The sequence below is a fragment of the Pseudomonas sp. LBUM1679 genome, assembly GCF_059695565.1.
This window is the reverse complement of record NZ_CP166774.1, coordinates 3856687-3881340: the sequence shown is the minus strand read 5'-3', so window position 1 is coordinate 3881340 and position 24654 is coordinate 3856687. Positions and strand designations below refer to the sequence as shown.

At 61.9% G+C, this 24654-nt stretch carries 22 protein-coding genes; 9 read left to right on the top strand and 13 right to left on the bottom strand.

Going from position 1 to position 24654, the window contains the following annotated elements:
- Position 1 precedes the first annotated feature (1 nt).
- Positions 2–1303, top strand: a complete 1302-nt coding sequence (locus ACA062_RS17560) for an ATP-binding protein (protein WP_497452236.1) — start codon at positions 2–4, stop codon at positions 1301–1303.
- A gap of 220 nt (positions 1304–1523) precedes the next feature.
- On the opposite strand, the gene ACA062_RS17555 is transcribed toward ACA062_RS17560, so the two are convergent.
- From ACA062_RS17555 to ACA062_RS17535, 5 genes are all read right to left on the bottom strand, one after another.
- The gene (locus ACA062_RS17555; RefSeq protein ID WP_497452235.1) at positions 1524–2543 is read right to left on the bottom strand and encodes a branched-chain amino acid aminotransferase; all 1020 of its coding nucleotides are present in this window, start codon (positions 2541–2543) and stop codon (positions 1524–1526) included.
- 213 nt (positions 2544–2756) lie between these two features.
- Positions 2757–4139, bottom strand: a complete 1383-nt coding sequence (gene lpdA / locus ACA062_RS17550) for a dihydrolipoyl dehydrogenase (RefSeq protein WP_497452234.1) — start codon at positions 4137–4139, stop codon at positions 2757–2759.
- A gap of 18 nt (positions 4140–4157) precedes the next feature.
- Complete coding sequence (locus tag ACA062_RS17545) at positions 4158–5432, bottom strand: dihydrolipoamide acetyltransferase family protein (RefSeq protein ID WP_497452233.1); 1275 nt, start codon at positions 5430–5432, stop codon at positions 4158–4160.
- Positions 5433–6491, bottom strand: a complete 1059-nt coding sequence (locus tag ACA062_RS17540; RefSeq protein WP_497452232.1) for an alpha-ketoacid dehydrogenase subunit beta — start codon at positions 6489–6491, stop codon at positions 5433–5435. It lies immediately after the preceding gene.
- A gap of 1 nt (position 6492) precedes the next feature.
- A complete protein-coding gene (locus ACA062_RS17535; RefSeq protein WP_497452231.1) occupies positions 6493–7728 on the bottom strand; it encodes a 3-methyl-2-oxobutanoate dehydrogenase (2-methylpropanoyl-transferring) subunit alpha in 1236 nt (411 codons plus the stop codon).
- Positions 7729–7914: 186 nt separating this feature from the next.
- On the opposite strand from ACA062_RS17535, the gene bkdR reads away from it, so the two are divergent.
- Positions 7915–8403, top strand: a complete 489-nt coding sequence (gene bkdR, locus ACA062_RS17530; RefSeq protein WP_007915088.1) for a Bkd operon transcriptional regulator BkdR — start codon at positions 7915–7917, stop codon at positions 8401–8403.
- A 124-nt stretch (positions 8404–8527) separates the two neighbouring features.
- On the opposite strand, the gene ACA062_RS17525 is transcribed toward bkdR, so the two are convergent.
- Complete coding sequence (locus ACA062_RS17525) at positions 8528–9391, bottom strand: MBL fold metallo-hydrolase (protein ID WP_497452230.1); 864 nt, start codon at positions 9389–9391, stop codon at positions 8528–8530.
- A 162-nt stretch (positions 9392–9553) separates the two neighbouring features.
- Between ACA062_RS17525 and ACA062_RS17520 the strand changes: the two genes are divergently transcribed.
- The 4 genes from ACA062_RS17520 to nahK all read left to right on the top strand — a co-directional run bounded on the left by ACA062_RS17520 (position 9554) and on the right by nahK (position 15821).
- On the top strand, positions 9554–10360 hold the full coding sequence (locus tag ACA062_RS17520) for a sulfite exporter TauE/SafE family protein (RefSeq protein ID WP_497452229.1): 807 nt from the start codon (positions 9554–9556) through the stop codon (positions 10358–10360).
- Between the two features lie 209 nt (positions 10361–10569).
- Complete coding sequence (locus ACA062_RS17515) at positions 10570–11754, top strand: porin (protein ID WP_497452228.1); 1185 nt, start codon at positions 10570–10572, stop codon at positions 11752–11754.
- Between the two features lie 340 nt (positions 11755–12094).
- Positions 12095–13258 carry a nitric oxide-sensing protein NosP gene (nosP, locus tag ACA062_RS17510; RefSeq protein WP_497452227.1) on the top strand — a complete coding sequence of 388 codons (1164 nt, stop codon included), beginning with the start codon at positions 12095–12097 and terminating at the stop codon, positions 13256–13258.
- The gene (nahK, locus tag ACA062_RS17505) at positions 13227–15821 is read left to right on the top strand and encodes a hybrid sensor histidine kinase/response regulator NahK/ErcS' (protein WP_497457442.1); all 2595 of its coding nucleotides are present in this window, start codon (positions 13227–13229) and stop codon (positions 15819–15821) included. The genes nosP and nahK overlap by 32 nt, the downstream gene beginning before the upstream one ends.
- Positions 15822–16067: 246 nt before the next feature.
- Here the strand turns inward: nahK and ACA062_RS17500 are convergent, their stop codons facing one another.
- The 6 genes from ACA062_RS17500 to ACA062_RS17475 all read right to left on the bottom strand — a co-directional run bounded on the left by ACA062_RS17500 (position 16068) and on the right by ACA062_RS17475 (position 21292).
- Positions 16068–16733 carry a response regulator transcription factor gene (locus tag ACA062_RS17500; RefSeq protein ID WP_084320911.1) on the bottom strand — a complete coding sequence of 222 codons (666 nt, stop codon included), beginning with the start codon at positions 16731–16733 and terminating at the stop codon, positions 16068–16070.
- Positions 16734–16789: 56 nt separating this feature from the next.
- On the bottom strand, positions 16790–17347 hold the full coding sequence (locus ACA062_RS17495) for a PQQ-dependent catabolism-associated CXXCW motif protein (protein ID WP_497452226.1): 558 nt from the start codon (positions 17345–17347) through the stop codon (positions 16790–16792).
- A 229-nt stretch (positions 17348–17576) separates the two neighbouring features.
- Positions 17577–18368, bottom strand: a complete 792-nt coding sequence (locus tag ACA062_RS17490) for an ABC transporter permease (RefSeq protein WP_497452225.1) — start codon at positions 18366–18368, stop codon at positions 17577–17579.
- Entirely contained in the window at positions 18365–19096 is a 732-nt protein-coding gene (locus ACA062_RS17485; protein WP_497452224.1) for an ABC transporter ATP-binding protein, read from the bottom strand. The genes ACA062_RS17490 and ACA062_RS17485 overlap by 4 nt, the downstream gene beginning before the upstream one ends.
- Positions 19093–20067 carry a YVTN family beta-propeller repeat protein gene (locus ACA062_RS17480; protein ID WP_497452223.1) on the bottom strand — a complete coding sequence of 325 codons (975 nt, stop codon included), beginning with the start codon at positions 20065–20067 and terminating at the stop codon, positions 19093–19095. Before ACA062_RS17480 ends, ACA062_RS17485 begins: the two co-directional genes overlap by 4 nt.
- A 40-nt stretch (positions 20068–20107) precedes the next feature.
- Positions 20108–21292, bottom strand: coding sequence for an ABC transporter substrate-binding protein (locus ACA062_RS17475; protein ID WP_497452222.1), 1185 nt, complete (start codon positions 21290–21292; stop codon positions 20108–20110).
- Positions 21293–21448: 156 nt separating this feature from the next.
- Between ACA062_RS17475 and ACA062_RS17470 the strand changes: the two genes are divergently transcribed.
- The 3 genes from ACA062_RS17470 (at position 21449) to ACA062_RS17460 (ending at position 23739) form a co-directional block, all read left to right on the top strand.
- A complete protein-coding gene (locus ACA062_RS17470) occupies positions 21449–21571 on the top strand; it encodes a hypothetical protein (protein ID WP_497452221.1) in 123 nt (40 codons plus the stop codon).
- A 270-nt stretch (positions 21572–21841) separates the two neighbouring features.
- Positions 21842–23104, top strand: coding sequence for a sensor histidine kinase (locus ACA062_RS17465; protein WP_497452220.1), 1263 nt, complete (start codon positions 21842–21844; stop codon positions 23102–23104).
- Entirely contained in the window at positions 23101–23739 is a 639-nt protein-coding gene (locus ACA062_RS17460) for a response regulator (protein WP_497452219.1), read from the top strand. The genes ACA062_RS17465 and ACA062_RS17460 overlap by 4 nt, the downstream gene beginning before the upstream one ends.
- Positions 23740–23876: 137 nt before the next feature.
- Here ACA062_RS17460 and ACA062_RS17455 read toward each other — a convergent pair whose 3' ends face one another.
- Entirely contained in the window at positions 23877–24524 is a 648-nt protein-coding gene (locus ACA062_RS17455; protein WP_497452218.1) for a pentapeptide repeat-containing protein, read from the bottom strand.
- Positions 24525–24654 lie beyond the last annotated feature (130 nt).

Sequence of the window (24654 nt, the reverse complement as noted above, 5' to 3'; positions counted from 1 at the left end):
GATGTTCAGAATCCTGTTTCGCCTGTACCTGGTGACCATCGTCTCGTTCAGCGCGGCGATCTACCTGGTGCCGGACCTGGTGATCAAGGTCTTTCATGAACGTTTTCTGACGTACAACCTCGACTATTCCCGAGGCCTGCAGACCCTCATCGTCAAACAGTTTCATTCCGTGCCCCCGGCGCAATGGCCGACCTTGGCGGCCGAGATGGATAAAGAATTCCAGCCGCTGCACATCGTGTTGAGCGGCAATGACGATGCCGATTTCACCCTCGATGAACGGCAACGTCTGCAGCGTGGCGAGAACATCGTGCGCATTGGCGACTGGGGCTGGCGCACCCTGGCGGCGTCGCCGCTGAACGAGCGCACGGTGGTGCAAATGGTGGTGCCGCCGGACCCGACGGACGTCAGTTGGCTGTACTGGAGCATCAACGTGCTGATCGGCGCGACCATGCTGGCCTGTCTGTTGCTGTGGCTGCGCCCGCACTGGCGCGACCTGGAACGCCTCAAGGGCACGGCGGAACGCTTCGGCAAGGGTCAGTTGAGCGAGCGCACACGAATCGCCCCCAGCTCCAACATCGGCAGCCTGGCCAACGTGTTCGACACCATGGCCGGCGACATCGAGAACCTGCTCAACCAGCAGCGGGACTTGCTCAATGCCGTCTCCCACGAATTGCGCACGCCCCTGACGCGCCTGGATTTCGGCCTGGCCCTGGCGCTGTCGGATGACTTGCCGGCCGCCAGCCGCGAGCGCCTGCAAGGGCTGGTGGCACACATCCGTGAACTCGATGAGCTGGTGCTGGAGTTGCTGTCCTACAGCCGCCTGCAAAACCCGGCGCGGCTGCCCGAGCAGGTCGAGGTCTCGCTGGATGAGTTCATCGACAGCATCCTCGGCAGTGTCGACGAAGAACTGGAATCCCCCGACATCGTCATCGACGTGCTGCTCCACGGCCAGCTCGAGCGCTTCAGCCTCGACCCGCGCCTGACCGCCCGCGCCCTTCAGAACCTGCTGCGCAACGCCATGCGCTACTGCGAAAAACGCATTCAGATCGGCGTTCAGGTAGGCTCGAAGGGGTGTGAGATCTGGGTCGACGACGATGGCATCGGCATTCCCGATGATCAACGTGAGCGGATTTTCGAACCTTTCTATCGCCTGGACCGCAGCCGGGACCGCGCCACGGGCGGGTTTGGCCTGGGGTTGGCGATCAGTCGCCGGGCGCTGGAGGCTCAGGGTGGCACGCTGACCGTCGAGGCATCGCCGCTGGGCGGGGCGCGGTTCAGGTTGTGGTTGCCGATGCCTGTCTGATCCCTGTTGACGGTCGAGACACAAGAACAACGTCAAAAGATCGCAGCCTGCGGCAGCTCCTACATTGACCGTGGGCATCTGTGAATTATCCGGTGTACCCGGATTGTGTAGGAGCTGCCGCAGGCTGCGATCTTTTGATCTTCGCTTCACAACCATAAAAAAGCCCGGCCATCAAAACGATGGCCGGGCTTTTTTTGCGCAAAGGCACTGCGGCGTCAGATCAAACCTTGACGATCCAGCCGGCCGGCGCCTCGACGTCGCCGGTCTGCACGCCCGTCAGCTCCTTGTAGAGCTTCTGGGTGATCGGGCCGACGTCGGTTTCGCTGTGGAACACGTGCAGCTTGTCGTTGTAGCTGATGCCGCCGATCGGCGTGATCACCGCGGCAGTACCGCAGGCGCCGGCTTCCTTGAAGTCGGACAGCTTGTCGATGAACACGTCGCCTTCGATCACTTCCAGGCCCAGACGCGTCCTGGCCAGCTCAATCAAAGACAGACGGGTGATGCCCGGCAATACCGATGGCGAGTTCGGGGTCACGAACTTGTTGTCATGGGTGATCCCGAAGAAGTTGGCCGAACCGACTTCCTCGATTTTGGTGTGGGTCATCGGGTCCAGGTAGATGCAGTCGGCAAAATGCGCCTTCTTGGCCTGGGAGCCCGGCATCAGGCTGGCGGCGTAGTTGCCACCGACCTTGGCCGCACCGGTGCCTTGTGGCGCGGCGCGGTCGTAGCTGGAGATCAGGAAGTTGTGCGGGGTCAGGCCGCCCTTGAAGTAGGCGCCGACCGGGATGCAGAAGATCGAGAAGATGAACTCGGGGGCGGTACGCACGCCGATGTTGTCACCCACGCCGATCACGAACGGACGCAGGTACAGCGCGCCGCCGGTGCCGTAAGGCGGGATGAAACGCTCGTTGGCGCGGACCACGTCCTTGCAGGCTTCGATGAACTGCTCGGTGGACACCTGCGGCATCAGCAGGCGCGCGCAACTGCGCTGCATGCGCGCGGCGTTCTGGTCCGGGCGGAACAGGTTGATCGAGCCGTCCTTGCACCGATAGGCTTTCAGGCCTTCGAAGCATTGCTGGCCATAGTGAAGGGCAGTGGAGCCTTCGCTGATGTGCAGCACGTTGTCTTCGGTCAGGGTGCCTGCGTCCCACTCGCCATTACGCCAGTGCGACAAATAGCGCTTGTCTGTCTTGATGTAGTCAAAACCCAGCTTGTCCCAATTGATGCTTTCGTTACCCATGACACCCTCTATCGCTTAACAACCGCCGAAACGGTTCAAGGCTTCTGACGTTTTTCTGGATGGGGACAACAATACTTCATTCCGGGCCGTTTTCGCAGCCCGGAATGCGATCCTTTGTAGGAGCGAGGCTTGCCCGCGAACAACGATAACGCTGTGGTTCAGATACACCGTGGTGTCTTGTTCGCGGGCAAGCCTCGCTCCTACAGGTCCGGTTTATAGGTGCAGTGCGTGGCCGAGGGCCCGCAACGCCGCTTCCTGCACTGCTTCGCCGAGCGTCGGATGCGCATGGATCGTCCCGGCGATGTCTTCCAGCCGTGCGCCCATTTCCAGGCTCTGGCCAAACGCCGTCGACAACTCCGAAACACCCACCCCGACCGCTTGCCAACCGACAATCACATGATTGTCACGCCGCGCCACGACCCGCACGAAGCCGCTTTTCGACTCCAGGGTCATCGCCCGGCCATTGGCCGCAAACGGGAAGCTCGACACAATGCAGTCCAGCCCCGCAGCCTTGGCCTCGTCCGGTGTCTTGCCGACCACCACCAGCTCCGGGTCGGTGAAACACACCGCAGCGATAGCCGTCGGGTTGAACTCGCGGGATTTACCGCTGATCAGCTCGGCCACCATCTCGCCCTGGGCCATGGCCCGATGGGCCAGCATCGGCTCGCCACTCAGGTCGCCGATGGCGTACACGTTGCGCATGCTGGTCTGGCAGCGGTTATCGATCTTGATCGCCGACCCGCTCATGTCCAGATTCAGCGCTTCGAGGTTCCAGCCCTGGGTGTTGGGTTTGCGCCCGACGGCCACCAATACCTGATCGGTCTCCAGGTTCAGGGTGTCGCCGCCTGGCTCAAGAACTTGCAGTGTATTGTTAACAGAATCAAAGCCTTGAACGCTATGTTTCAAGTAAAGCCTAACTCCGAGTCTTTTCAGTTCATCATGCACTGGCTGCGTCAGCTCGGCATCGTAGGCCGGCAGGATGCGGTCCTGAGCTTCGACCACACTGACTTCAGCGCCGAGCTTGCGATAGGCGATTCCCAGCTCCAGACCAATGTAACCGCCACCGACCACGACCAGTCGTTTTGGCACGGACGTCGGCGCCAGGGCTTCGGTGGAGGAGATGATCGGCCCGCCAATCGGCAGCATCGGCAGGTTCACGCTGTTTGATCCGGTGGCCAGCACCAGGTGCTCGCACTGAATGCGCGTATCGCCGACTTCTACGGTTTTACCGTCGATTACCTTCGCAAAGCCTTGAATAACCTGGATTTTGTTCTTTTTAAGCAGCGCCGAAACGCCAGTGGTCAGGCGATCAACAATGCCGTCCTTCCACTCGACACTCTTGCCGATGTCCAAGGTCGGCGCCGATACGTTGATGCCCAGCGCCGAATGCTGGCTGTGGTGCTGCGTCTGGTGAAACTGCTCGGCGACATGGATCAGCGCCTTGGACGGAATGCAGCCGATGTTCAGGCAGGTTCCGCCCAACGAAGCGCCTTCCACCAGAATGGTCGAGATGCCCAGCTGACCGGCACGAATCGCCGTCACATAACCGCCAGGGCCGCCGCCGACGATCAGCAGCGTGGTGTTCAGAGTTTGCATGCCTTGCTCCACAAATACTTATTCCACGAACAGCGTGGCGGGTTGTTCGAGCAAGCCACGAATGGCCTGGATGAATTGTGCCGCGTCCATGCCGTCGACCACGCGGTGATCGAAGGAGCTGGAGAGGTTCATCATCTTGCGAATCACGATCTGGCCTTTGACCACCATCGGCCGTTCGACGATTTTGTTCACGCCGACGATCGCCACTTCCGGCAGGTTCAGCACCGGGGTGCTGACGATGCCGCCCAACGCGCCGAGGCTGGTCAGGGTGATGCTTGAGCCGGACAGCTCGTCGCGGCTGGCCTTGCCCGTGCGTGCTGCCGTGGCCAGGCGGGAGATTTCCGTGGCGCTGTCCCACAGGCTGCGCGCTTCGGCGTGACGCACCACCGGCACCATCAAGCCGATGTCGGCCTGGGTGGCGATGCCGACGTGCACCGCGCCGAGGCGGGTGATGACTTGGGCTTCGTCGTCGTAACGAGCATTGATCTGCGGGAAATCGCGCAGGGCGACGACCAGGGCGCGGACCAGGAATGGCAGCAAGGTCAGTTTGCCGCGGGTCGCACCGTGTTTTTCGTTCAGGTGTGCGCGCAGTTCTTCCACGGCGGTGACGTCGATTTCCTCGACATAGCTGAAATGGGCAGCACGCTGGGTGGCGTCCTGCATGCGCTGGGCGATCTTGCGGCGCATGCCGATCACCGGGATCTGTTCTTCGTCGTTACGCTGGGCGTACGCGGCAGTCGCGGATGACTGCGGTTGCTGACCTTGGGCCAGATAGGTCTCGAGGTCTTCGTGCAACACGCGACCGGCAGGGCCGGTGCCCCGCACCAGACGCAGCTGGATGCCCAGGTCCAGTGCATGTTTGCGCACGGCTGGGGAGGCCAGCGGGCGCTCATCGGCCTCACGGGCAACCATCGGGCCCTGGCAGACGGCGGCTGGACGCGGTGCCGCAACCGGTTTGCTCTCAACCACCGGTGCAGCTTTCGGCGCTGCAACCGGTGCTTCTTGCACGGCAGCGGCCGCCGGCTGGGCCGACTCTTTAACGTTGCCCGCGCCTTCGACTTCAATGCTGATCAGGATGCTGCCGACCGCCATGACTTCGCCCGGCACGCCACCGAGGGCGATGACTTTGCCGTGCACCGGCGAAGGGATGTCGACCATCGCCTTGTCGGTCATCACGTCCGCCAACACCTGATCTTCGACGACCATGTCGCCGACCTTGACGTGCCACACCGACAATTCAACTTCTGCAATGCCTTCGCCAATGTCCGGCATTTTAATAACGTGCGTGCCCATTCAGACCTCCATGACCCGTTTCAACGCCGCGCCCACTCGGGACGGACCTGGGAAATACGCCCACTCTTGCGCGTGCGGGTAGGGGGTGTCCCATCCGGTGACGCGCTCGATCGGCGCTTCCAGGTAGTGGAAGCAGTGCTCCTGCACCAGGGCCACCAGTTCGGCACCGAAACCGCAGGTGCGGGTCGCTTCGTGAACGACGACGCAGCGGCCGGTTTTCTTCACCGACTTGACGATGGTGTCCAGGTCCAGCGGCCACAGGCTGCGCAGGTCGATGACTTCCGCGTCGATGCCGGTTTCTTCGGCGGCGACTTGCGAGACGTAGACGGTGGTGCCGTAGGTCAGGATGGTTACCGCCTTGCCCGGACGGGTGATGGCAGCCACGTCCAGCGGTACAGTGTAGTAACCGTCCGGTACCTGGGCGGCCGGGTGTTTCGCCCACGGGGTCACCGGGCGATCGTGGTGACCGTCGAACGGGCCGTTGTACAGGCGCTTTGGCTCAAGGAAGATCACCGGGTCATCGTTTTCGATGGAGGCGATCAGCAGGCCCTTGGCGTCGTAAGGGTTGGACGGCATGACCGTGCGCAGGCCGCAGACCTGGGTGAACATGGCCTCGATGCTCTGGCTGTGGGTCTGGCCGCCGTAGATGCCGCCGCCGCACGGCATGCGCAGGGTCATCGGCGCGGTGAACTCGCCGGCCGAGCGATAGCGCAGGCGGGCGGCTTCGGAAATGATCTGGTCCGACGCCGGGTAAACGTAGTCGGCGAACTGGATTTCGGCCACCGGCCGCAAACCGTAGGCGCCCATGCCCACGGCGACGCCGACGATGCCGCTTTCGGAGATCGGCGCGTCGAACACCCGGGAGGCGCCGTACTTGGTCTGCAGGCCTTCGGTGCAACGGAACACGCCGCCGAAGTAGCCTACGTCCTGGCCGAACACCACGACGTTATCGTCACGCTCAAGCATCACATCCATGGCCGAGCGCAGGGCCTGGATCATGGTCATGGTGGTGGTAGTCATGGCGGTTTCCAGCTCGATATGGGTGTTGTGATCGTTCATGTCAGATCCCCAACTCTTGACGCTGGCGCTTCAAGTGCTCCGGCATCTCTTTATAGACGTCTTCGAACATGGTCGCGGCGCTCGGAATCTGGCCGCCGGCGAGGGTGCCGTACTGCTCGGCCTGTTTCTGTGCGGCGATCACTTCGGCTTCCAGTTCGGCGCTGACGGCGACGTGTTCCTCTTCGGACCACTGGCCGATTTTCACCAGGTGCTGCTTCAGGCGCGCAATCGGGTCGCCCAACGGGAAGTAGCTCCAGTCGTCGGCAGGCCGGTATTTGGACGGATCATCGGAGGTGGAGTGCGGGCCGGCGCGGTAGGTGACCCATTCGATCATGGTCGGTCCCAGGTTGCGTCGGGCGCGTTCGGCAGCCCAGGCAGAAGCCGCGTAGACCGCGACGAAATCGTTGCCATCGACCCGCAGGGAGGCAATGCCGCAGCCGACGCCACGACCGGCGAACGTAGTGGCTTCACCACCGGCAATCGCCTGGAACGTGGAAATCGCCCACTGGTTGTTGACCACGTTGAGGATCACCGGCGCGCGGTAGACGTGGGCAAAGGTGAGGGCGGTGTGGAAGTCCGATTCTGCGGTGGCGCCGTCGCCGATCCAGGCCGAGGCGATTTTGGTGTCGCCCTTGATCGCCGAGGCCATGCCCCAGCCCACGCCTTGTATGAACTGGGTGGCGAGGTTGCCGGAAATGGTGAAGAAACCGGCGTCCTTGACCGAGTACATGATCGGCAATTGACGGCCCTTGAGCGGATCGCGCTCGTTGGACAGCAGCTGGCAGATCAGGTCCACCAGCGGCACGTCCCGTGCCATCAGGATGCTTTGCTGGCGGTAGGTCGGGAAGCACATGTCGTCGATGTTCAAGGCCAGGGCCTGGCCGCTGCCGATGGCCTCTTCGCCGAGGCTTTGCATGTAGAACGACATTTTTTTCTGACGCTGGGCGACCACCATGCGGTTGTCATAGATCCGCGTCTTGAGCATGGCGCGCATGCCTTTACGCAGGATCTCCACCGGCACGCCTTCGGCCCACTCGCCGAGGGCATTGCCCTGGTCGTCGAGCACCCGGATCAGGCCCTTGGCCAGGTCGGCAGTTTCGGCGGGTTCAATATCGATGGGGGGTTTGCGCGCCAGGCCGGCGTCGGTCAGACGCAGGTAGGAGAAGTCGGTTTTGCACCCTGGACGGCCCGAAGGTTCCGGTACGTGCAGGCGCAGCGGTTCGTACGCTTGGTTCATGGCTTCTACGCTCGATCTTGTGAATTTTTTGTAGTGAGCTGACAGTCATTCTTCTGTCGGAGAATTCTTGTCCTACAACAATCATAGGCCGGACCCAGGAGAATATTTCTCTGTGTTTCGTTGCGTTGGAAGCCATTTGAGGATAAATATTCTGCATAAGCATAAAATCACAGGTGTTTTTGTCTCATGCGCAAACTGGACCGTACCGATATCGGCATTTTGAACAGCCTGCAGGAGAACGCGCGGATCACCAACGCCGACCTTGCACGCTCGGTCAACCTGTCGCCGACACCCTGTTTCAACCGGGTCAAGGCTATGGAGGAACTGGGGCTGATTCGCGAACAGGTCACCCTGCTGGATGCCGATCTCTTGGGGCTGCACGTGAATGTGTTCATTCATGTCAGCCTGGAGAAACAGGTGGAGGAGGCACTGCAGCATTTCGAAGAGGCGATCTCGGATCGCCCGGAAGTCATGGAGTGTTATCTGATGGCCGGCGACCCGGACTACCTGATCCGGGTGCTGGTGCCGACCATTCAGTCGCTGGAGCGCTTCATGATGGACTTTTTGACCAAGGTGCCGGGGGTGGCAAATATCCGGTCGAGCTTTGCGCTCAAGCAGGTGCGCTACAAGACGGCGCTGCCGTTGCCGGCCAACGGTCTGACCCTCGGCAATTGACCTGTAAACCGCCGGTTTATGTAACACCGCAACCCTGTAGGAGCTGGCTTGCCAGCGAAGGCGGCCTCAAGCCTTGCACTGCCCATGCAGACGCCTTCGCCGGCAAGCCGGCTCCTACACAGGGTCAGAGTTTGTTCAGGGGGATTTTCAGGTACGTCACGCCATTGCCCTCCGCCGGCGGCAAATTCCCCGCCCGCACATTCACCTGAACCGCCGGCAGCAACAGCGTCGGCATGCCCAACCCGGCATCGCGCCGGTTGCGCATGGCGACGAACGCGGCTTCATCGATGCCGTCGTGGACGTGGATATTGCTTTTGCGTTGTTCGCCCACCGTCGTCACGCACCGGGGGCCGCGGCCCTCGGTGGGGTAATCGTGGCAGACGTAAAGGCTCACGCTGGCGGGGAAGGCCAGCAATTTCTGGATCGAAGCGAACATCTGGCTGGCATTGCCCCCGGGAAAGTCGCAACGCGCGGTGCCCACGTCCGGCATGAACAGTGTGTCGCCCACCAGAATCTGCTCGCCATCGATCAGATAGGCCATGTCCGCCGGCGTGTGGCCGGGCACATGCAGGGCCGTGGCCTTGAGATTGCCGATCATGAATGACTCGTCCGGCGCGAACAGGTGATCGAACTGCGAACCGTCGACGGCAAATTCCGCTTCCAGGTTGAACAAGGTCTTGAACACATCCTGAACCTTGCCGATGGACTGCCCGATCGCAATCTTGCCGCCCAGTTGCCGACGCAGATAAGGCGCGGCGGACAGATGATCGGCGTGGGCGTGGGTTTCCAGCAGCCATTGCACCTGCAAGTGATGCTGGCGGACGAAGGCGATAAGCCGGTCAGCCTGGGTCGTCGTGGTGCGCCCGGCGGCAGGGTCGTAGTCGAGCACCGGATCGACGATCGCGCATTGACCGCCGTCGGCGTCGTGGATGACGTAGCTGTAGGTCGATGAGGCGGGGTCGAGGAAGGCTTCAATCAATGCAGGCATGGTGGTTTTTTCTTTGGGACAGGTCATGAGGGTAGTTTCATTTTCCCTGGGTTGACCACCCCCGTATTAATTCTATTAATGAAAAAACCTGTACGGGCTCTATCCTGTCACTCAATCGATACCGGGCGTTCCCGGCTTTTTTTCGCGGATCATGAGTGTTTTATGTTGCTGGCAGGTTTTTTTGGCGTGGTGATGGGCCTGGTCCTTGGATTGACCGGCGCCGGTGGCGGGATTCTTGCGGTGCCGGCCCTGGTGCTGGGGTTGGGTCTGACCATGACCCAGGCGGCACCGGTCGCGCTGTTTGCGGTAGGCAGTGCGGCGGCGGTCGGGGCCATCGATGGGTTGCGTCACGGGCTGGTGCGCTATCGCGCGGCCTTGTTGATCGCCTTGCTGGGGGCGATTTTTTCGCCGGTGGGCATCTTCCTCGCCCATCAGTTGCCGGAAAAAATCCTGATGATCCTGTTCAGCCTACTGATGGTCATGGTCGCCTGGCGCATGCTGCGCCGTGAGCGCCGGGAGCCAGGGCCGAGCGACCATGGCCACGCCAACTGGGGCCAGAAGAACTGCATGCTCGATCAGCAGACCGGGCGCTTTTCCTGGACCGCCAAATGCACCGCGACCCTGGCGGCACTCGGTGCGGTGACCGGGGTCGTCTCCGGGCTGCTCGGGGTGGGCGGCGGTTTCCTGATCGTCCCGGCCTTCAAGCAACTGACCGACGTGCAGATGCGCGGGATCGTCGCCACCTCCCTGATGGTGATCAGCCTGATCTCGGCAATCGGCGTCATCGGCGCGTTTCACGCCGGGGTGCGCATCGACGGTGTGGGCGTGGTGTTCATTGTCGCGAGCATCGTCGGCATGGTCATTGGCCGCAAGCTTTGCGCGCGCGTTCCGGCCCGGGTCTTGCAGATCGGCTTCGCCAGCATCTGCGTGGTGGTCGCCGCCTACATGCTGTTCAGAGCAGGCGCCTAGCGGGTACCGGTTCCTGTGGATGCCAGTCGGTTCCACAGGCGTACGCCCTAAGTGGCGAGCCTTGCCCACGGGCGGTCTTACATCGATTTTGCCGCGCTCTATCCGCCACTCCAAAGCAGCTGAAAACCAGCGCCAAGGCAGCGTATGCCGCCGCCGGTCCGCTTTCGATAATCGCCTCCGACATCAAGTCCCCCGTTGCGGAGCGCGCCATGCACAACAATAAGAACTTCAAGCATCGTTACTTGCCTGCCTTTTTCGCCAGCCTGTCGACCCTCGGATTGAGTGCCATGGCCGAGGCCGAGATCATGCTGTACGACAACGACCAGACCACGTTTTCCACCGATGGCTACATCAACGCCTTCTACGTCAACAGCGATGTCGACCGTGCCGGCGAGCAGTACGACCGTCGGCAGTCGCGGGTCAAGATGGGCTTTCTGCCCAACTACCTGGGTTTCAACATGGGCAAGCAGGTCGATGACCTCAAGCTCGGCGCCCGTGCCTCGTTCTGGGTCACCATCAACGACAGCGAAACCAACGGCACCGACACCGCCATCGATGTGCGGCAGTTCTACGGCACGGTGGCCAACCCGCAATGGGGCGAAGTGCTGATCGGCAAGGACTTCGGCCTGTTTGCCCGTTCCAACATTTTGCTCGATGAGTTGCTCGCCGGTTATGGCCAGGTCAGCGATACCCTGGGATTGGTGGACGGGGGCGGGGTGTCGTTCGGCAACATCGGCACCGGTTATCCGTATCCGTTCCCCACTTCACAGATCACCTATCGCACGCCGGTGATGGACGGCCTGCGGGTAGCGGTGGGGATCATGGACCCGGTCGACACCAACGACAGCAGCCCGACGGGCAAGGCGTACCAGGAGAATCCGCGCACCGAGAGCGAGATCACCTATCAGTTCGACCTCGCCGGGGCCAAGATCTACAGCTGGGTCAACGGCAGCTACCAGACTTCGGACAACACCGATTCCAGCGTCGAATCGATCACCTCCAAAGGCGTCGGCTATGGCGTGCAGGCGAAAATGGGCGGCTTGTCGCTGACCGGGTCCGGCTTCCAGGCCAAAGGCATCAACCCGTTCTTCACTAACAACGCTGGCGAGCCGACCCTGCGCAATGTCGACAGCGACGGCTACTTGCTGCAAGGCTCCTACAAACTGGGCAAGAATCGCCTGGCCTTGTCGTATGGCAAGACCCAGGACGACGGCAACGGCGTGGTGGGCAGCGGGGCGGATTACGAGACTCGCGGCGTTGCGCTGTTCCATGACGTCAATGACAACCTCAAATTGGTGGCCGAGTACAACCAGTTCGAAATCAATGGCCATGACACCAGTGCGCAGAATGAAGACACCGACACCTTTGCGGTGGGGGCGGTGTTGACCTGGTAACGCCGGAACCGGATCAAGCAGATCTCCTGTAGGAGCTGGCTTGCCAGCGAAGACGGTGTGTCAGTCAACAAAGATGTTGAATGTTAAGCCGCCTTCGCTGCGGTGCGGCGATCCGACAAGCCAGCTCCTACAAGGGGGCGGTATATCAGCCAATTTATTTATCGACTGACACACCGCCTTCGCTGGCAAGCCAGCTCCTACAGGGGATGTGTGGTGTTTTGTAGATTTGACACTTCTCTCATCCCATCGGACCGCCAGACCGCTACCCAAGTAGCATAGGTCGCCCCCCACAGCCTTCGTACACTCATCCCTCATACATGCGCACCTGCGGGAGGCGACGATGCAGCAGGTCGAGAATGAAGGCGTGGTCAGCGCGATGTCCCAGGCCACTGATGCCCAGCAGGTGGCCCAGGAGCTGGCGCGGCAGTTGTTGCATCCACACCTGGGCTTCGTGCTGTTCTTCTGCTCCGCCGAGTACGACTTGCAGGCGCTGGGCCAGGCCTTGCAACAAAGCTTCGGCGGCATTCGCCTGGTGGGCTGCACCAGCGCCGGGGAAATCACCCCCGTGGGCTACGGTCGCAATTGCGTGACCGCGGTGGGCTTCGATCATCGGCATTTTTCCATCGACGCCGAACTGATCTGCGAGATGGAGCGCTTCAGCCTGATCGACGCCCAGCAGATGGTCGAGCGCCTGGTCAGTGGCTGTCGCAGCAACACCCTGGCGCCGATCAAGGGCAACAGCTTTGCCCTGACCTTGCTCGATGGCCTGTCCAGCCGCGAAGAAATGGTCCTCGCCGCCTTGAGCGCGGCGTTGGGAGACATCCCGCATTTCGGCGGTTCGGCCGGTGATGACAACTACCTGACCCACACCCACGTCTATTTCAATGGCGAGTTTCACAGCGGCGCGGCGGTGGTGGTGCTGGTCAACACTTGGCTCGATTTCGAGGTCTTCACTACCCACCACATCCTGCCCCGGGCGGAAAAACTGGTGGTCACCGGGGCCGACAGCGGCTCACGCCGGGTCTTCGAGCTCAACGCCGAACCCGCCGCCGAGGAGTACGCCAGGCACATCGGCGTGCCGGTGGCCGAACTCGATCACCGGATTTTCGCCGCGCACCCGTTGGCGGTGCGAATCAACGATCAGTATTACGTGCGGGCGATCCAGCAGGTGCATCCGGACCTGAGCCTGAGTTTCTACTGCGCGGTGGAAAACGGCATCGTCCTCACGGTCATGACCCCGGGCCCGATGCTGCCCAATCTGCAACACCTGTTCGAGGGCTTGCAGGAGCGCCTTGGCGAGCTGTTGCTGACCATCGGCTGCGACTGTTTTCTCAGGCGCCTGGAGCTGGAAGACGGCGGGCACCTGGAGCAGATCGGCGGCTTTTTGCGTGACCAGCGGGTGATGGGTTTCAACACCTACGGAGAACAGTTCAATGGCATGCACATCAACCAGACCTTCACCGGGGTTGCCATTGCCCGAGGCCGGTCCCCTGGACAGCGCTGACCTGCAGGCCGAACTCGCCAGCCTGCGTCACGACAATCACAAACTGCAGCGGATCAACAGTGCGCTGATCGAGCGCATCGAGTCCGGCATCACCCGCGGCAACGACCCGTACGCGGCGTTCCAGCATTCGGTGGTGCTGGCCGAACAGGTGCGCGAGCGCACCGACGCCTTGAACCAGGCCATGGCCGAACTCAAGTCGGGCAATCACTTGCTCAGCGAAGCGCGCCTGCGGGCGGAAACTGCGCATCAGCATCTGATCGATGCCATCGAAAGTATTTCCGACGCCTTCGTGCTGTTCGATGCCAAGCAGCGGATCGTCCTGTTCAACAGCCGCTTCAAGGCGTTCTGGGGCAACAGCCGGGTGCGGATCAACGCCGGCATGCGCCTGGCCGAGGTCAAGCGGCTGATGTCCGCCACCGGGCTGTTCACCGAAGAACCCCGGGGGCATGCCGACGAGAACCTGCTCTATCGCCTGCAGGACGGTCGCTGGCTGCAAGTCAGCGAACGGCCGACCCAGGAAGGCGGACGGGTGATCCTGTTCACCGACATTACCGACGTCAAACTCAGCGAGACCGTGCGCCGCGAACAAGCCGTGGCGCAGAAATCCCATTTGCTGCAACGGGCGGTCGACAACCTGTCCCAGGGCGTGGCCATGGTCAACGCCGAGGGCATCCTCGAGCTGTGGAACCGACGTTTCCTGGAATTGAGCGGCCTGGCCCCGGTGGCGGCCCATCGACCGTTCGCCGAAGTGATCGCCGACAGCGAGCTGAACCTGCTGACCCCGGCCAGTCGCGATGGCAACGGGCGGCCGGTGCAGGAATGCGAGCAGCGCCTTGATGATGGCCGGGTCCTGGAAATCCGCACCCATCCGTTGCCCACCGGTGGCTTCGTCAACACCTTCACCGACATCACCGAGCGCTACCAGCATGCCGAGGCCCTCAGTGAAAGCGAGCGCTGGATCCGCCTGATCACCGACCATGTACCGGCGTTGATCGCTTACCTCAATGCCGACCTGGTGTATGAGTTCACCAATAAGGTCTACGAAGAGTGGTACTGCTGGCCCCGGGGCGTGATGCTCGGCCAGAGCCTGCGCGAAGTGCACAGCGAGCAGCATTACCAGCGCCTGGAAGCCTACGTGGCCCGGGCGCTGGCCGGTGAGAGCGTGACCTTCGAATTTGCCGAAATCAACATCAATAATCAGGAGCGCTACATGCTGCGCTCCTACGTGCCCAATCGCCTGGCCAGCGGCGAAGTGGTGGGGATCTTCGTGCTGATCCGCGACATCACCGAACGCCGGCGCACCGCCGAGGCCTTGCACCAGGCTTATCAGAACCTTGAGCTGCGGGTGCGCGAACGCACGGCGGAATTGACCACCCTCAATGATCAGTTGCTACGGGAAATCGACGAGCGTCGGCGGGTGGAATCACGCCTGCGCGAGGCCAAACTCGACGCCGAACAGGCCAACCTGTCGAAGACCAAGTTTCTGGCCGCCGTCAGCCACGACCTGTTGCAACCGTTGAATGCCGCCCGGCTGTTTACCAGTGCGCTGCTGGAACGCCGCGAACCGGTGGCCAACGCGGTGCTGGTGCGCAATGTCAGCAATTCCCTGGAAGATGTGGAAAACCTGCTGGGTACCCTGGTGGACATTTCCAAGCTGGATGCCGGGGTGATCAAGGCCGACATTGCGCCGTTCGCCCTGAGCGAGCTGCTGGAAAACCTCGCGGCCGAGTACACCCAGGTGGCGCGCAGTGAAGGCCTGGAGCTGCATTTCATTGGGTGTTCGGCGCTGGTGCGCAGCGACATCCAACTGCTGGCGCGGATCCTGCGCAATCTGCTGAGCAATGCCATTCGCTACACCTACAGTGGTCGGGTGGTGCTCGGTTGCCGGCGTCATCATCAACGGCTGTCGATCCAGGTCTGGGACAGCGGCATGGGCATTGCTGAAAATCGACTGGAGGAAATTTTTCAGGAGTTCAAGCGCGGTGATGTGCAGCGTCCGGACCAGGATCGCGGCTTGGGCCTGGGGTTGGCAATCGTCGAGAAGATTGCCGGGATTCTCGGGCACCGGATTCACGTGCGTTCGTGGCCGGGCAGGGGCTCGATGTTCTCCGTGGAAGTGCCGTTGAGCGCCACGGCCCCCAAGGCGCTGCCGAGCCTGGTGATGAGCGAGCCGATGCTGGAGCGTTTGCGCGGGGCTCGGGTGTGGGTGCTGGATAACGACGCGGCGATTTGCGCCGGGATGCGCACCTTGCTGGAAGGGTGGGGGTGTCTGGTGGTGACGGCGCTGTCGGAACAGGATCTGGCGCGGCAGGTGGACAACTATCATGCCGAAGCGGATTTGCTGATTGCCGACTATCACCTGGATGACGACAAGAACGGTGTCGATGCCGTGGCCCGGATCAATGCCCGGCGTGCTTCAGCCATTCCGGCGATGATGATCACCGCCAACTACAGCAACGAACTCAAGCAGCAGATCCGTGAACTGGGGCATACCCTGATGCACAAGCCGGTGCGGCCGATGAAGCTCAAGACGGCGATGAGTCATTTGCTGATCCGGCCTTGAGTGTTGTGGTGTGTTCGCTGGCCTCTCGCCAAATCGGTGGATGACACCGATCCCGTGTAGGAGCCGGCTTGCTGGCGAAGACGGCGGCACATTCAGTAGAGGGGTTGACTGACAGACCGCTTTCGCTGGCAAGCCAGCTCCTACAGGGGATCTTCAGTGGACACAAAATTTGTGACAAAAAGATCAACCTGTGGGAGCGGGCTTGCCCGCGATGGGGGCGACTCGGTCTAACAGTTGCCGCCAGAATCAACGCCGCAGGTAAGACCCGAAATCAATATCCCCGGCACTCAAAATCGCCTGCACCCGATTGTGCACATTGAGTTTGCGCAGAATCGCCGAGACATGCGCCTTGACTGTGGTTTCGGCGATTTCCAGGGTGTAGGCGATCTGCTTGTTCGACTCACCCTTGGTCATGCGCTCCAGGACCAGCAACTGCTTGCGGGTCAGGGCCTGGAGCAGTTCCGGCGGAAAGCTCGGGGTATCGTTCATCCGGCGATGGGTGCCGCTTTTCTGCGTGCGGATGATGTCCGGCGGCAGGTAGACGTTGCCGTTGAGGATCTGCTGGATGGCCTCGGTCATCTGTACCCGTGGCGAGGACTTGGTGATGAACCCCACCGCGCCATAGGTGATGGCCTGCAGCACGATCTGTTTGTCCTGCTCGGCGGAGACGATCACCACCGGAATGGTCGGCGCCTCGTTGCGCAGGTTGATCAGGCCGTTGAGCCCGTGCATGCCGGGCATGTTCAGGTCGAGCAGGATCAGGTCCAGGTCGTCGTGGTCCTGGGTCAGCGCCAGGGCGCTGTCGAGGTCGGCGGTTTCCATCACCTCGCTGCCCGGGAAACCATCGCTGATGACGTTATGAATGGCTTCGCGAAACAGCGGGTGATCGTCGGCAATCAGAATTTTGTACATAGCCTTTCACCTCATTATTTTGATTATGGTGTGGCAACAACACGCAAGCGTAAAGATCAGGGAAAGGGTTCGGGCTGGGCCGGCATCACCGGCAGGTTCGCCGCTTGCCAGGCGTCCAGGCCGTCGCGGTACCAATACAATGTCTTATAGCCCATGGCGGCGGCGCGCTTGACCGCGTTCCAGCTCAGCCAGCAATCGGACCGGCAGTAGAAGACCAGCGGTCGCGCAAGGTCACCGGCGGTCAATGTGTTCAGGTTACGCGCAAAATAGTCCTGCCAGGCGAGTGGCAGATCACCGTCACCGGTATTGGCCAGCCAATGGCTGCCCGGCAGGTTCTCGTGCGGCTGATCTTCGATGAAACGGCCTTGCAGCCATTGGCGGCGGTAAACGTCGATCAGCAGCGGACGCGGCGTTTGGCTGAGCAGGGTTTGCAGGGCGGGCGTATCGATGATGGACGCGCCCGGCAGTTGATTCGGGGTCGGACTGCGGTAGAGACCGATGCGATAGCCGTCGGCGGAGAACAGCGGGGTGTCGGCCTGGGCGACGCCCAGTAACAGGCTCAGCGACAATACAGCGAGAGAAGGGCGCAGCAGAACACGTCGGGCACGCGGCATGGGGTTCAATCCTTATAGTTATGAACCCATTACATGCCAGTCGCGGTGCGATTGGAATGCGACGATAGACAGGTAAACCGGTACTAAAGTAGTAATTTTGCTCGCGTGTTCAACACAACCCCCCCTGTAGGAGCTGGCTTGCCAGCGAAGGCGGCTTAACATTCAACATCTTTGTTGGCTGACACACCGTCTTCGCTGGCAAGCCAGCTCCTACAGGGGTTCTGTGTGGTTAGCTGGATTTGCGCAGGGCGGCGTGTTGCGGGTTGAAGGTGAGCACGGCGAGCAGCGCGAACACCAGCGTCAGCCCCACGCACACCGCCAGCGCCAGCGGATTGAAGCGCTCATACAATGCAAACCGCACCAGCTCCACCGCATGGGTAAAGGGGTTCAACGCGCACAACCAGTACAACCACTCGCTGGACTCGCGCATCTTCCACAGCGGATACAGCGCCGACGACAGGAAAAACAGCGGGAAGATCACGAAGTTCATCACCCCGGCAAAGTTCTCCAGCTGGCGGATCGCATTGGACAGCAGCAAACCCAGCGCGCTGAGCATCAACGCCACCAGCAACAGCGCCGGCAAGGCGATCAATAGCCCCATGGCCGGCGGCTGCACGCCGTACACCCAGGCAATCGTCAGAAAGGCATACACCTGCATCAACGAAATCAACGAAGTGGCCAACAGCTTGCTGCACAGCAGGAAGGTCCGGGGCAGGGGGCTGGTCAACAGCACGCGCATGCTCCCCATTTCCCGGTCGTAGACCATCGACAGTGATCCCTGCATACCATTGAACAGCAGGATCATGCAGGCGAGACCGGGGAGGATGTAGACCTCATAGGGAATGTAGGTGTCGTAGGGCTCAATGATCGCGATGCCAAGTGCCGCGCGAAAGCCGGCAGCGAACACCAGCAGCCACAGCAACGGCCGCACCAGGGCACTGAGAAACCGCGTGCGCTGGAGGACAAAACGCAGCCATTCGCGCAGCACGATGCCGCTGAAACACTGCCAGTAAGCGTTCATCCGGTGACTCCAGGGGTGGTCAGTCGAGCGAAGGCCGACCCAAGGTCGCCACCATGTTCCAGGCTCAGGACATCGGCCTGTCCGCTGGCCACCAGCCGACCCTGATGGAGAATCAGCAAGTCATCGCTGGCTTGCACTTCATCGAGTAAATGGGTGGTCCAGAGCACACTGATATTTCGCTCGCGGCACAGGCTGCGGATGTGTTGGTTAAGGGCCAGGCGGCTGGCCGGGTCGAGGCCGACACTGGCCTCGTCGAGCAATAACAGGCGTGGCTCATGCAGCAAGGCCCGGGCGATTTCCACCCGGCGACGATGGCCGCCATTGAGTTCGCGCACCCGCTCGCGACGGCGTTCGGTGAGGGTCTGCCGGGCCAGTTCGGCGTCGACCCGCAAGCCGGTCTGGCGCCGCGACATCCCATGCAGCGCGGCGTGATAACGCAGGTTCTGTTCGACGCTGAGATCAAGATCCAGCGTGCTTTGCTGAAACACCACGCCCAATTGCTTGAGTGCCGGCCGCGGCGCGTTGCGCAACGAACAACCGCCAACCCGGATGTCACCGCGCTGCACATCATAGAGCCGGGTGAGCAGGGCGATAAGCGTCGATTTGCCCGCGCCGTTCGGCCCCAGCAACGCCGCGAAACGCCCCGGTGCCAGGTTGAAACTCACTTGGCGCAATGCTTCCCGCGCCCCGTAGGCGAAGCTCAGGTCGCTGACTTCCAGGGCGCTCATGGGGTCACCACCACGCCCCACGGATAACGGCCGACCTTGACCGATTTGACCACCTTGAGGCTGTCGACATCGATCACCGACACATCGCCGCTGACGCCATTGGTGGCCAACAGTTGCTTTTGATCCGGGGTAAACGCCATCTGCCAGACCCGTCTCCCGACCAACAGATAATCGAGAATCTCGAAGGTCTTGGCGTCGATCACCGCGACATGATTGGCCGGGCCGAGCGCGACGAAACCGTACTTGCCGTCAGCGCTGAGCTTGATCCCCACCGGTTGCACTTTATCCGGGTGCACACCCTTGATCTTGAAGGTCAGTGTCTTGAGGACCTGGCGGCTGGCAACATCGAGAATCGTCACCGTGCCGCCGATCTCCGCCGAGGCCCAGAGTCTGGAGCCATCCGGCGTGAACTCGACGAACCGCGGACGCTGATCCACCAGGGTGCTGTCCGCCAATGTCTGGGTCGCGGTGTCGATCCAGTGCAGCATGTTGGTGGTTTCGCTGGTGTTCACCGCCCACTTGCCGTCGGGGCTGACGGCCATGCCTTCGGGTTCGACGCCGACGCTGATCTGGCTCAGCACCTTGGAGGTTTCGGTGTCGATCACCGTCACCAGCGCGTCGTCTTCATTGGAGACATACAGCCAGCGATTGTTCGGGTGCAGGGCGAACTGTTCGGGGTCCTTGCCGGACGGCAGTTCCTTGATGATCTTGCGCGTGGCGACGTCCATCACCTGGACCCGGTCCGAGTCGCTGGCGCAGATGTACAGCAGCGTGTAGTCGTGGGACAGCAGCAGGCCGCGCGGGCGTTGGCCGACGGGCAGGGTGTCGGTGACTTGCAGGGTCTGCAGGTCAATCAGGCTCAGGCTGTTGTCCTTTTCGTTGGACACCCAGGCGGTGCTGGCAGCGGCGTGCCCGGCGGCGAGCAGCAGGGCCCATGAAACTAGGGAGCGGCAGAGCAGGGTGCGGCGCATGGCGGATTCCTTGTTGTTGTGGTTTTTGTGGAAAGTCGAATCAGGGAAAGCGGCAGCTGACCTCGGGCTTGTCATACCCAAGGCTGTCCATTTCGTTGAAGGGGTGCAGGAAACCGTCTTGCGGCGACGTGCTGACCAGCGCCCGGGGTTGCACGATGGGAATTGGCTGGCGCAACTGGCCGTTCCATGGGCGATAACTGAGCTTGCGCCCCTTGAAACCGTCCAGCGGCAACTGATCGCTGATCTCAAGCGTCCGGATCGCCATCGGATCGACCTGGCGCAATTTGCTCACCGCGCTGGCAATGCTGCGCACGGCAATCCAGGCGGCGAAATCGCGATCGTTCATCCAGCGTCCGGCCAGGGCTTCGAAGCGTTTCTGCAACTGTGCGGCACCGTAGGTTTCCACGGTCTTGTGCCAGCCCACCGGGGTCAGGCCCTGGGTACCGGCCACCGGTCGCGGGTACCAGGTCTGGTACGGCACGTATTCGCCGAAATCACCGCGCTCATCGGCCACCAGCACCACGTCGTACTCGGCAGTCTGGGTGAACAGCGGCATGTCGGCCTGGGCGCTGCGGCGCTGATCGTTATCGAAGCTCCAGGCTTTCTCCGCCACCAGTTGCAGGCCGAAGCGCTTGGCGCCGCGCCGCAGGGCCGCGGCATAGGCTTGATCGTCCGCGGTCGGGCCGACGATCAGCAGCGCCCGCTGCCATTTGCGCACCACCAGAAATTGCGCCAGGGCGTCGGCGAGCATCGCCCGGCTCGGCAGGCTGTGCAGCACGTTGGGCAGGCAGTCGGTGGTGCGCAAACGGTCGTCAGGACTGCCGGCGTTGAACAGCAGGCTATCGGGCAGGGCGGCGCTGAGTTGGCGCAGGCTGGCGGCCGGCGCGTTCACCACGAACAGCCGCAGGCCTTGCTCATGTTGGGCTTTCGCCGCATCGAGCAAGGCTTCGGGGCTGTCGGCGTTGATGCTGACCAGGGTGTAGCCGTGGTTGAGAAAACGCCCGGTGCTGTTGCTGTCGGTGATCGCCAGTTCGGCGCCACGCAGCCCGGCGTCAACCGGCTCGGGAATGATGTTCGACAGCAACGGGCCCGGGTCGGGGCGATAGCCCAGGTATCCGATCTGCACCTGCAACGACGCGTCCGCGGCCTGGCTTTGCGTGGCCAGCCCGGCTGCGCAGGCAATCGCCAGCAGGTAGATCAGGGCGTACGGGGCAAGCAGGCGCATAGGGCACTCCTTTACAGGTAGCACCAGCATAGGAACCCTGGGACAGGGATGAAATATGCAGAAAGTACCAGTCAGCCAGTACCAAGGTAGTAACTCGCCCCGGGCGGCGCGGTTTTAGCATGGGCACAACGGCCATCACTCTGGAGGCGATCGATCATGCGAGTTCTCAAAGCGCTGCTCCTGCCGTTGCTGCTGACTCTCACCCTGATCGGTGTCGACAAGTTTCACGGCCCGCGCCCGGCACCGTTGCCGGTGTTGCCCGCGACGCCGGGGCGCTAGGGGGCGTTCTCAATTAGTTTCCCCACCGCGTTGTCGCCTTAAAGCGGGCCAGGCAAGGCGCAGGCCGCTGGGAATGGTTGTTCCCTTTCCAAGGCCTGCAACGCAGCCTGGCCCGCTTTAAGGCACAACCCGAAGGGCCGGGCCTGCTGTTGTGCAGGGCTGCGTTGCTCGAAGCTTATTTGGAATGACCAAACCACGCTTCTCGCGCCTTGCCCTGCACAACAGCAGGCCCGGCGCGGTGTGGAAACTAATTGAGAACGCCCCCTAGGCGTGTCGGCCCTGTGGCGGATCAACCTGTGGGTGTGCGGATTTTTCGCCCTGGTGACCCTGGCGTGCATGGGCTTGCTGGTGCACCAGGCGCTGGCGGACGTGGAGCGTGAGCTGCAATCGGCCGAAGCGGTGGTTGAATACTTGAGCGAAACCGCCGAGCGCGATCCCGCCAGCCTGCAGCCGAGGCTGACCGGCAGCTTGCGTCATGTGCGGGTGCATTGGCTGGAACACGGCGAACAGGCACGGTTGCCGGCGCAGGATGGACTTGATGCCTGGCTTGGACGTCTGTTGTTCGCCGAGGCTCGCCACAGTCCGCGGGTGCTGGACCTGCAGGATGGGCGGCGGGTGCAGATCGGGGTCGATCCACGGGATGAAATCGATGAAGTCTGGGACTCGCTGCAACAACTGTTGAGCCTGTGTGGGCTGGCATTGTTGTTGAGTCTTTTGACCATTCGCTGGGCCGTGCGCCGGGGTATGGGGCTGCTCGACGACTTGCTGCGGGCGTTGCAGCAGGTGTCCGCAGGCCAACTGAACGTGCGTTTGCGCGCCGAAGGCATGCCCGAGGCGCAGCAACTGGCGCTGCATTTCAATCGCATGACCCAGGCGCTGGAGCAGGCTCGTGTCGACAACACTCGACTGACCCGGACGTTGCTGGCGGTACAGGAGCAGGAACGCACTCATCTGGCGCAAACCCTGCACGATGACCTGGGTCAATACCTGGCCGGCATTCGCGCCCAGGCCTGTCTGTTGCGGCTGGTGGCGGATCAACCCGTGGTGGTGGAACGCACGGTGCGCGAGCTTGAGCACAACTGCGAACACCTGCAACAGGGCTTTCGCGCGCTGGTGCACGACCTTTATCCGGTGGTGTTGCAGCACCTGCCACTGGCCGAAGCGTTCGGCTTGCTGGTGGAGCAATGGCAGGGGCGGCAAGGGATTGAGTGCCAATTGTTGGTCAGTGCGCAGTTACCGCCTTTGTCCGCACCGAACAAAACGCATCTCTACCGTTTGTTGCAGGAAGCGTTGACCAACATCGCCCGTCACGCCGGCGCCAGCCAGGTGCGGGTGCGCCTGCACCATCGCGGCGGGCACTTGCGCTTGCTGATTCGCGACAATGGTCGCGGCGCACAACAGCCCCAGCGGCCGGGCGTCGGTTTGTATTCGATGTTCGAGCGCGCCCGCAGCCTGGGCGGCGAGCTGCGGATCATCAGCCATCCCGGTGCCGGTTGGGCACTGGCCTTGAGCATGCCTTTGGAGGCGTCATGAATATTCTGCTGGTCGATGACCATGCGGTGGTCCGTCAGGGCTATGCCAGTCTGTTGCGGGCGGCGCTGCCAGCGATGGAAGTACGTGAGGCGGCCACGGGTGAAGAGGCGCTGACGCGGGTTCATGAAGCTGTGCCGAACCTGGTGATCATGGATTTTGGCCTGCCGGGGATCAGTGGCCTGGAGACCACCCGGCGCCTGCGCCAGCGCTTGCCGCAGTTGCGGGTGCTGTTTTTCAGCATGCACGATGAGTTGCCGCTGGTGCGTCAGGCGCTGGATGCGGGGGCTTCGGGTTACCTGACCAAAAGTTCGGCGCCCGAAGTGCTGATCGAGGCCGTGCGACGCATCCTGGCGGGCCATGCCTATATCGAACAGCCCCTGGCCACCCAACTGGCATGTCATCCGCAACAGGACGCCAGTGATCCGCGGTTGCAGAGCATGACCCAGCGCGAGCTGGAGATTTTCGTGATGCTCGCCAAGGGTACTCCGGCGCGGGTGATTGCCGAGCAGTTGAGCATCAGCAGCAAGACTGTTTCCAATCACCTGACCTTGCTCAAGAGCAAATTGCAGGTGACCTCCCATGCCGAACTGGTACATCTGGGGATTGATATGGGGGTGGTGCGGGTGGCGAGTTAGTTCAAATCACCGCAAGACCCTGTGGGAGCGAGCTTGCTCGCGATGGCGATGTAACAGCCACCATCATTGTTGAATTTACAGGCCTCATCGCGAGCAAGCTCGCTCCCACAGGGTTATCCGTCAACCGTTAGAGCGAGTTACTTGTTCCAGCTGGTTGGACACCCCATACACCCCTCCATATTCGCATCCTGAAAATTCGCATAATGCTGCCGCGAACCGCTGAGGTTGGCCTGCTCCAGATTGCTCTCACCGAACTTCGCTTCCTGCAGGTTGGCATCGCCGAGGTTGGCGCCCTTGAGATCGGCCTTGCTCAACCAGGTCATTTCCAGATCCGCAGCCCGCAAATCGGCGTTGTGCATTTTGGCGCCGGAGAGACGGGCGAATTGCAGGTAAGCGCCACTGAGGTTGGCGTCCTGGAATTGCGCACCCTGGGCAAACATCCCCCAGCCTTGAATCGCCATCAGCGTCGCACCGCTGAAATCGGCCAGGCGCAGGTTGCTTTGTTGCAGGCTGGCACGGGTCAGGTTGGCGCCCTGGAGTTGGGCTTTTTCCAGGTTCGCAAGGTCGAGGCGGGCGTGACGCAGGTCGGCACCGCGCAGGTCGGCGCCACTGAGGTTCATGTTGCGCAGGTCCTGATTGCTCAGGTTGGCACCTTTGAGATTGGCGCCGGGACATTGGCTGTGGCCGGCGATGGTGCAGCCGTTGATGATCAGCGGAGTGTCTTCGCCGTCGTTGGCGAAAACCGGGAAGGCGGTCAACAACAGAAAAAGAGGCAGGTATTTCATGGCGGGTTCTCGTCGTGTGGGAGGGCGGTTTCGCTGTAGGAGCGAGGCTTGTCGGACCGCCGCACCGCCGCGAAGAACGCTAACGCGGTGCGACAGATACACCGCGGCGTCCCGTTCGCCGGCAAGCCTG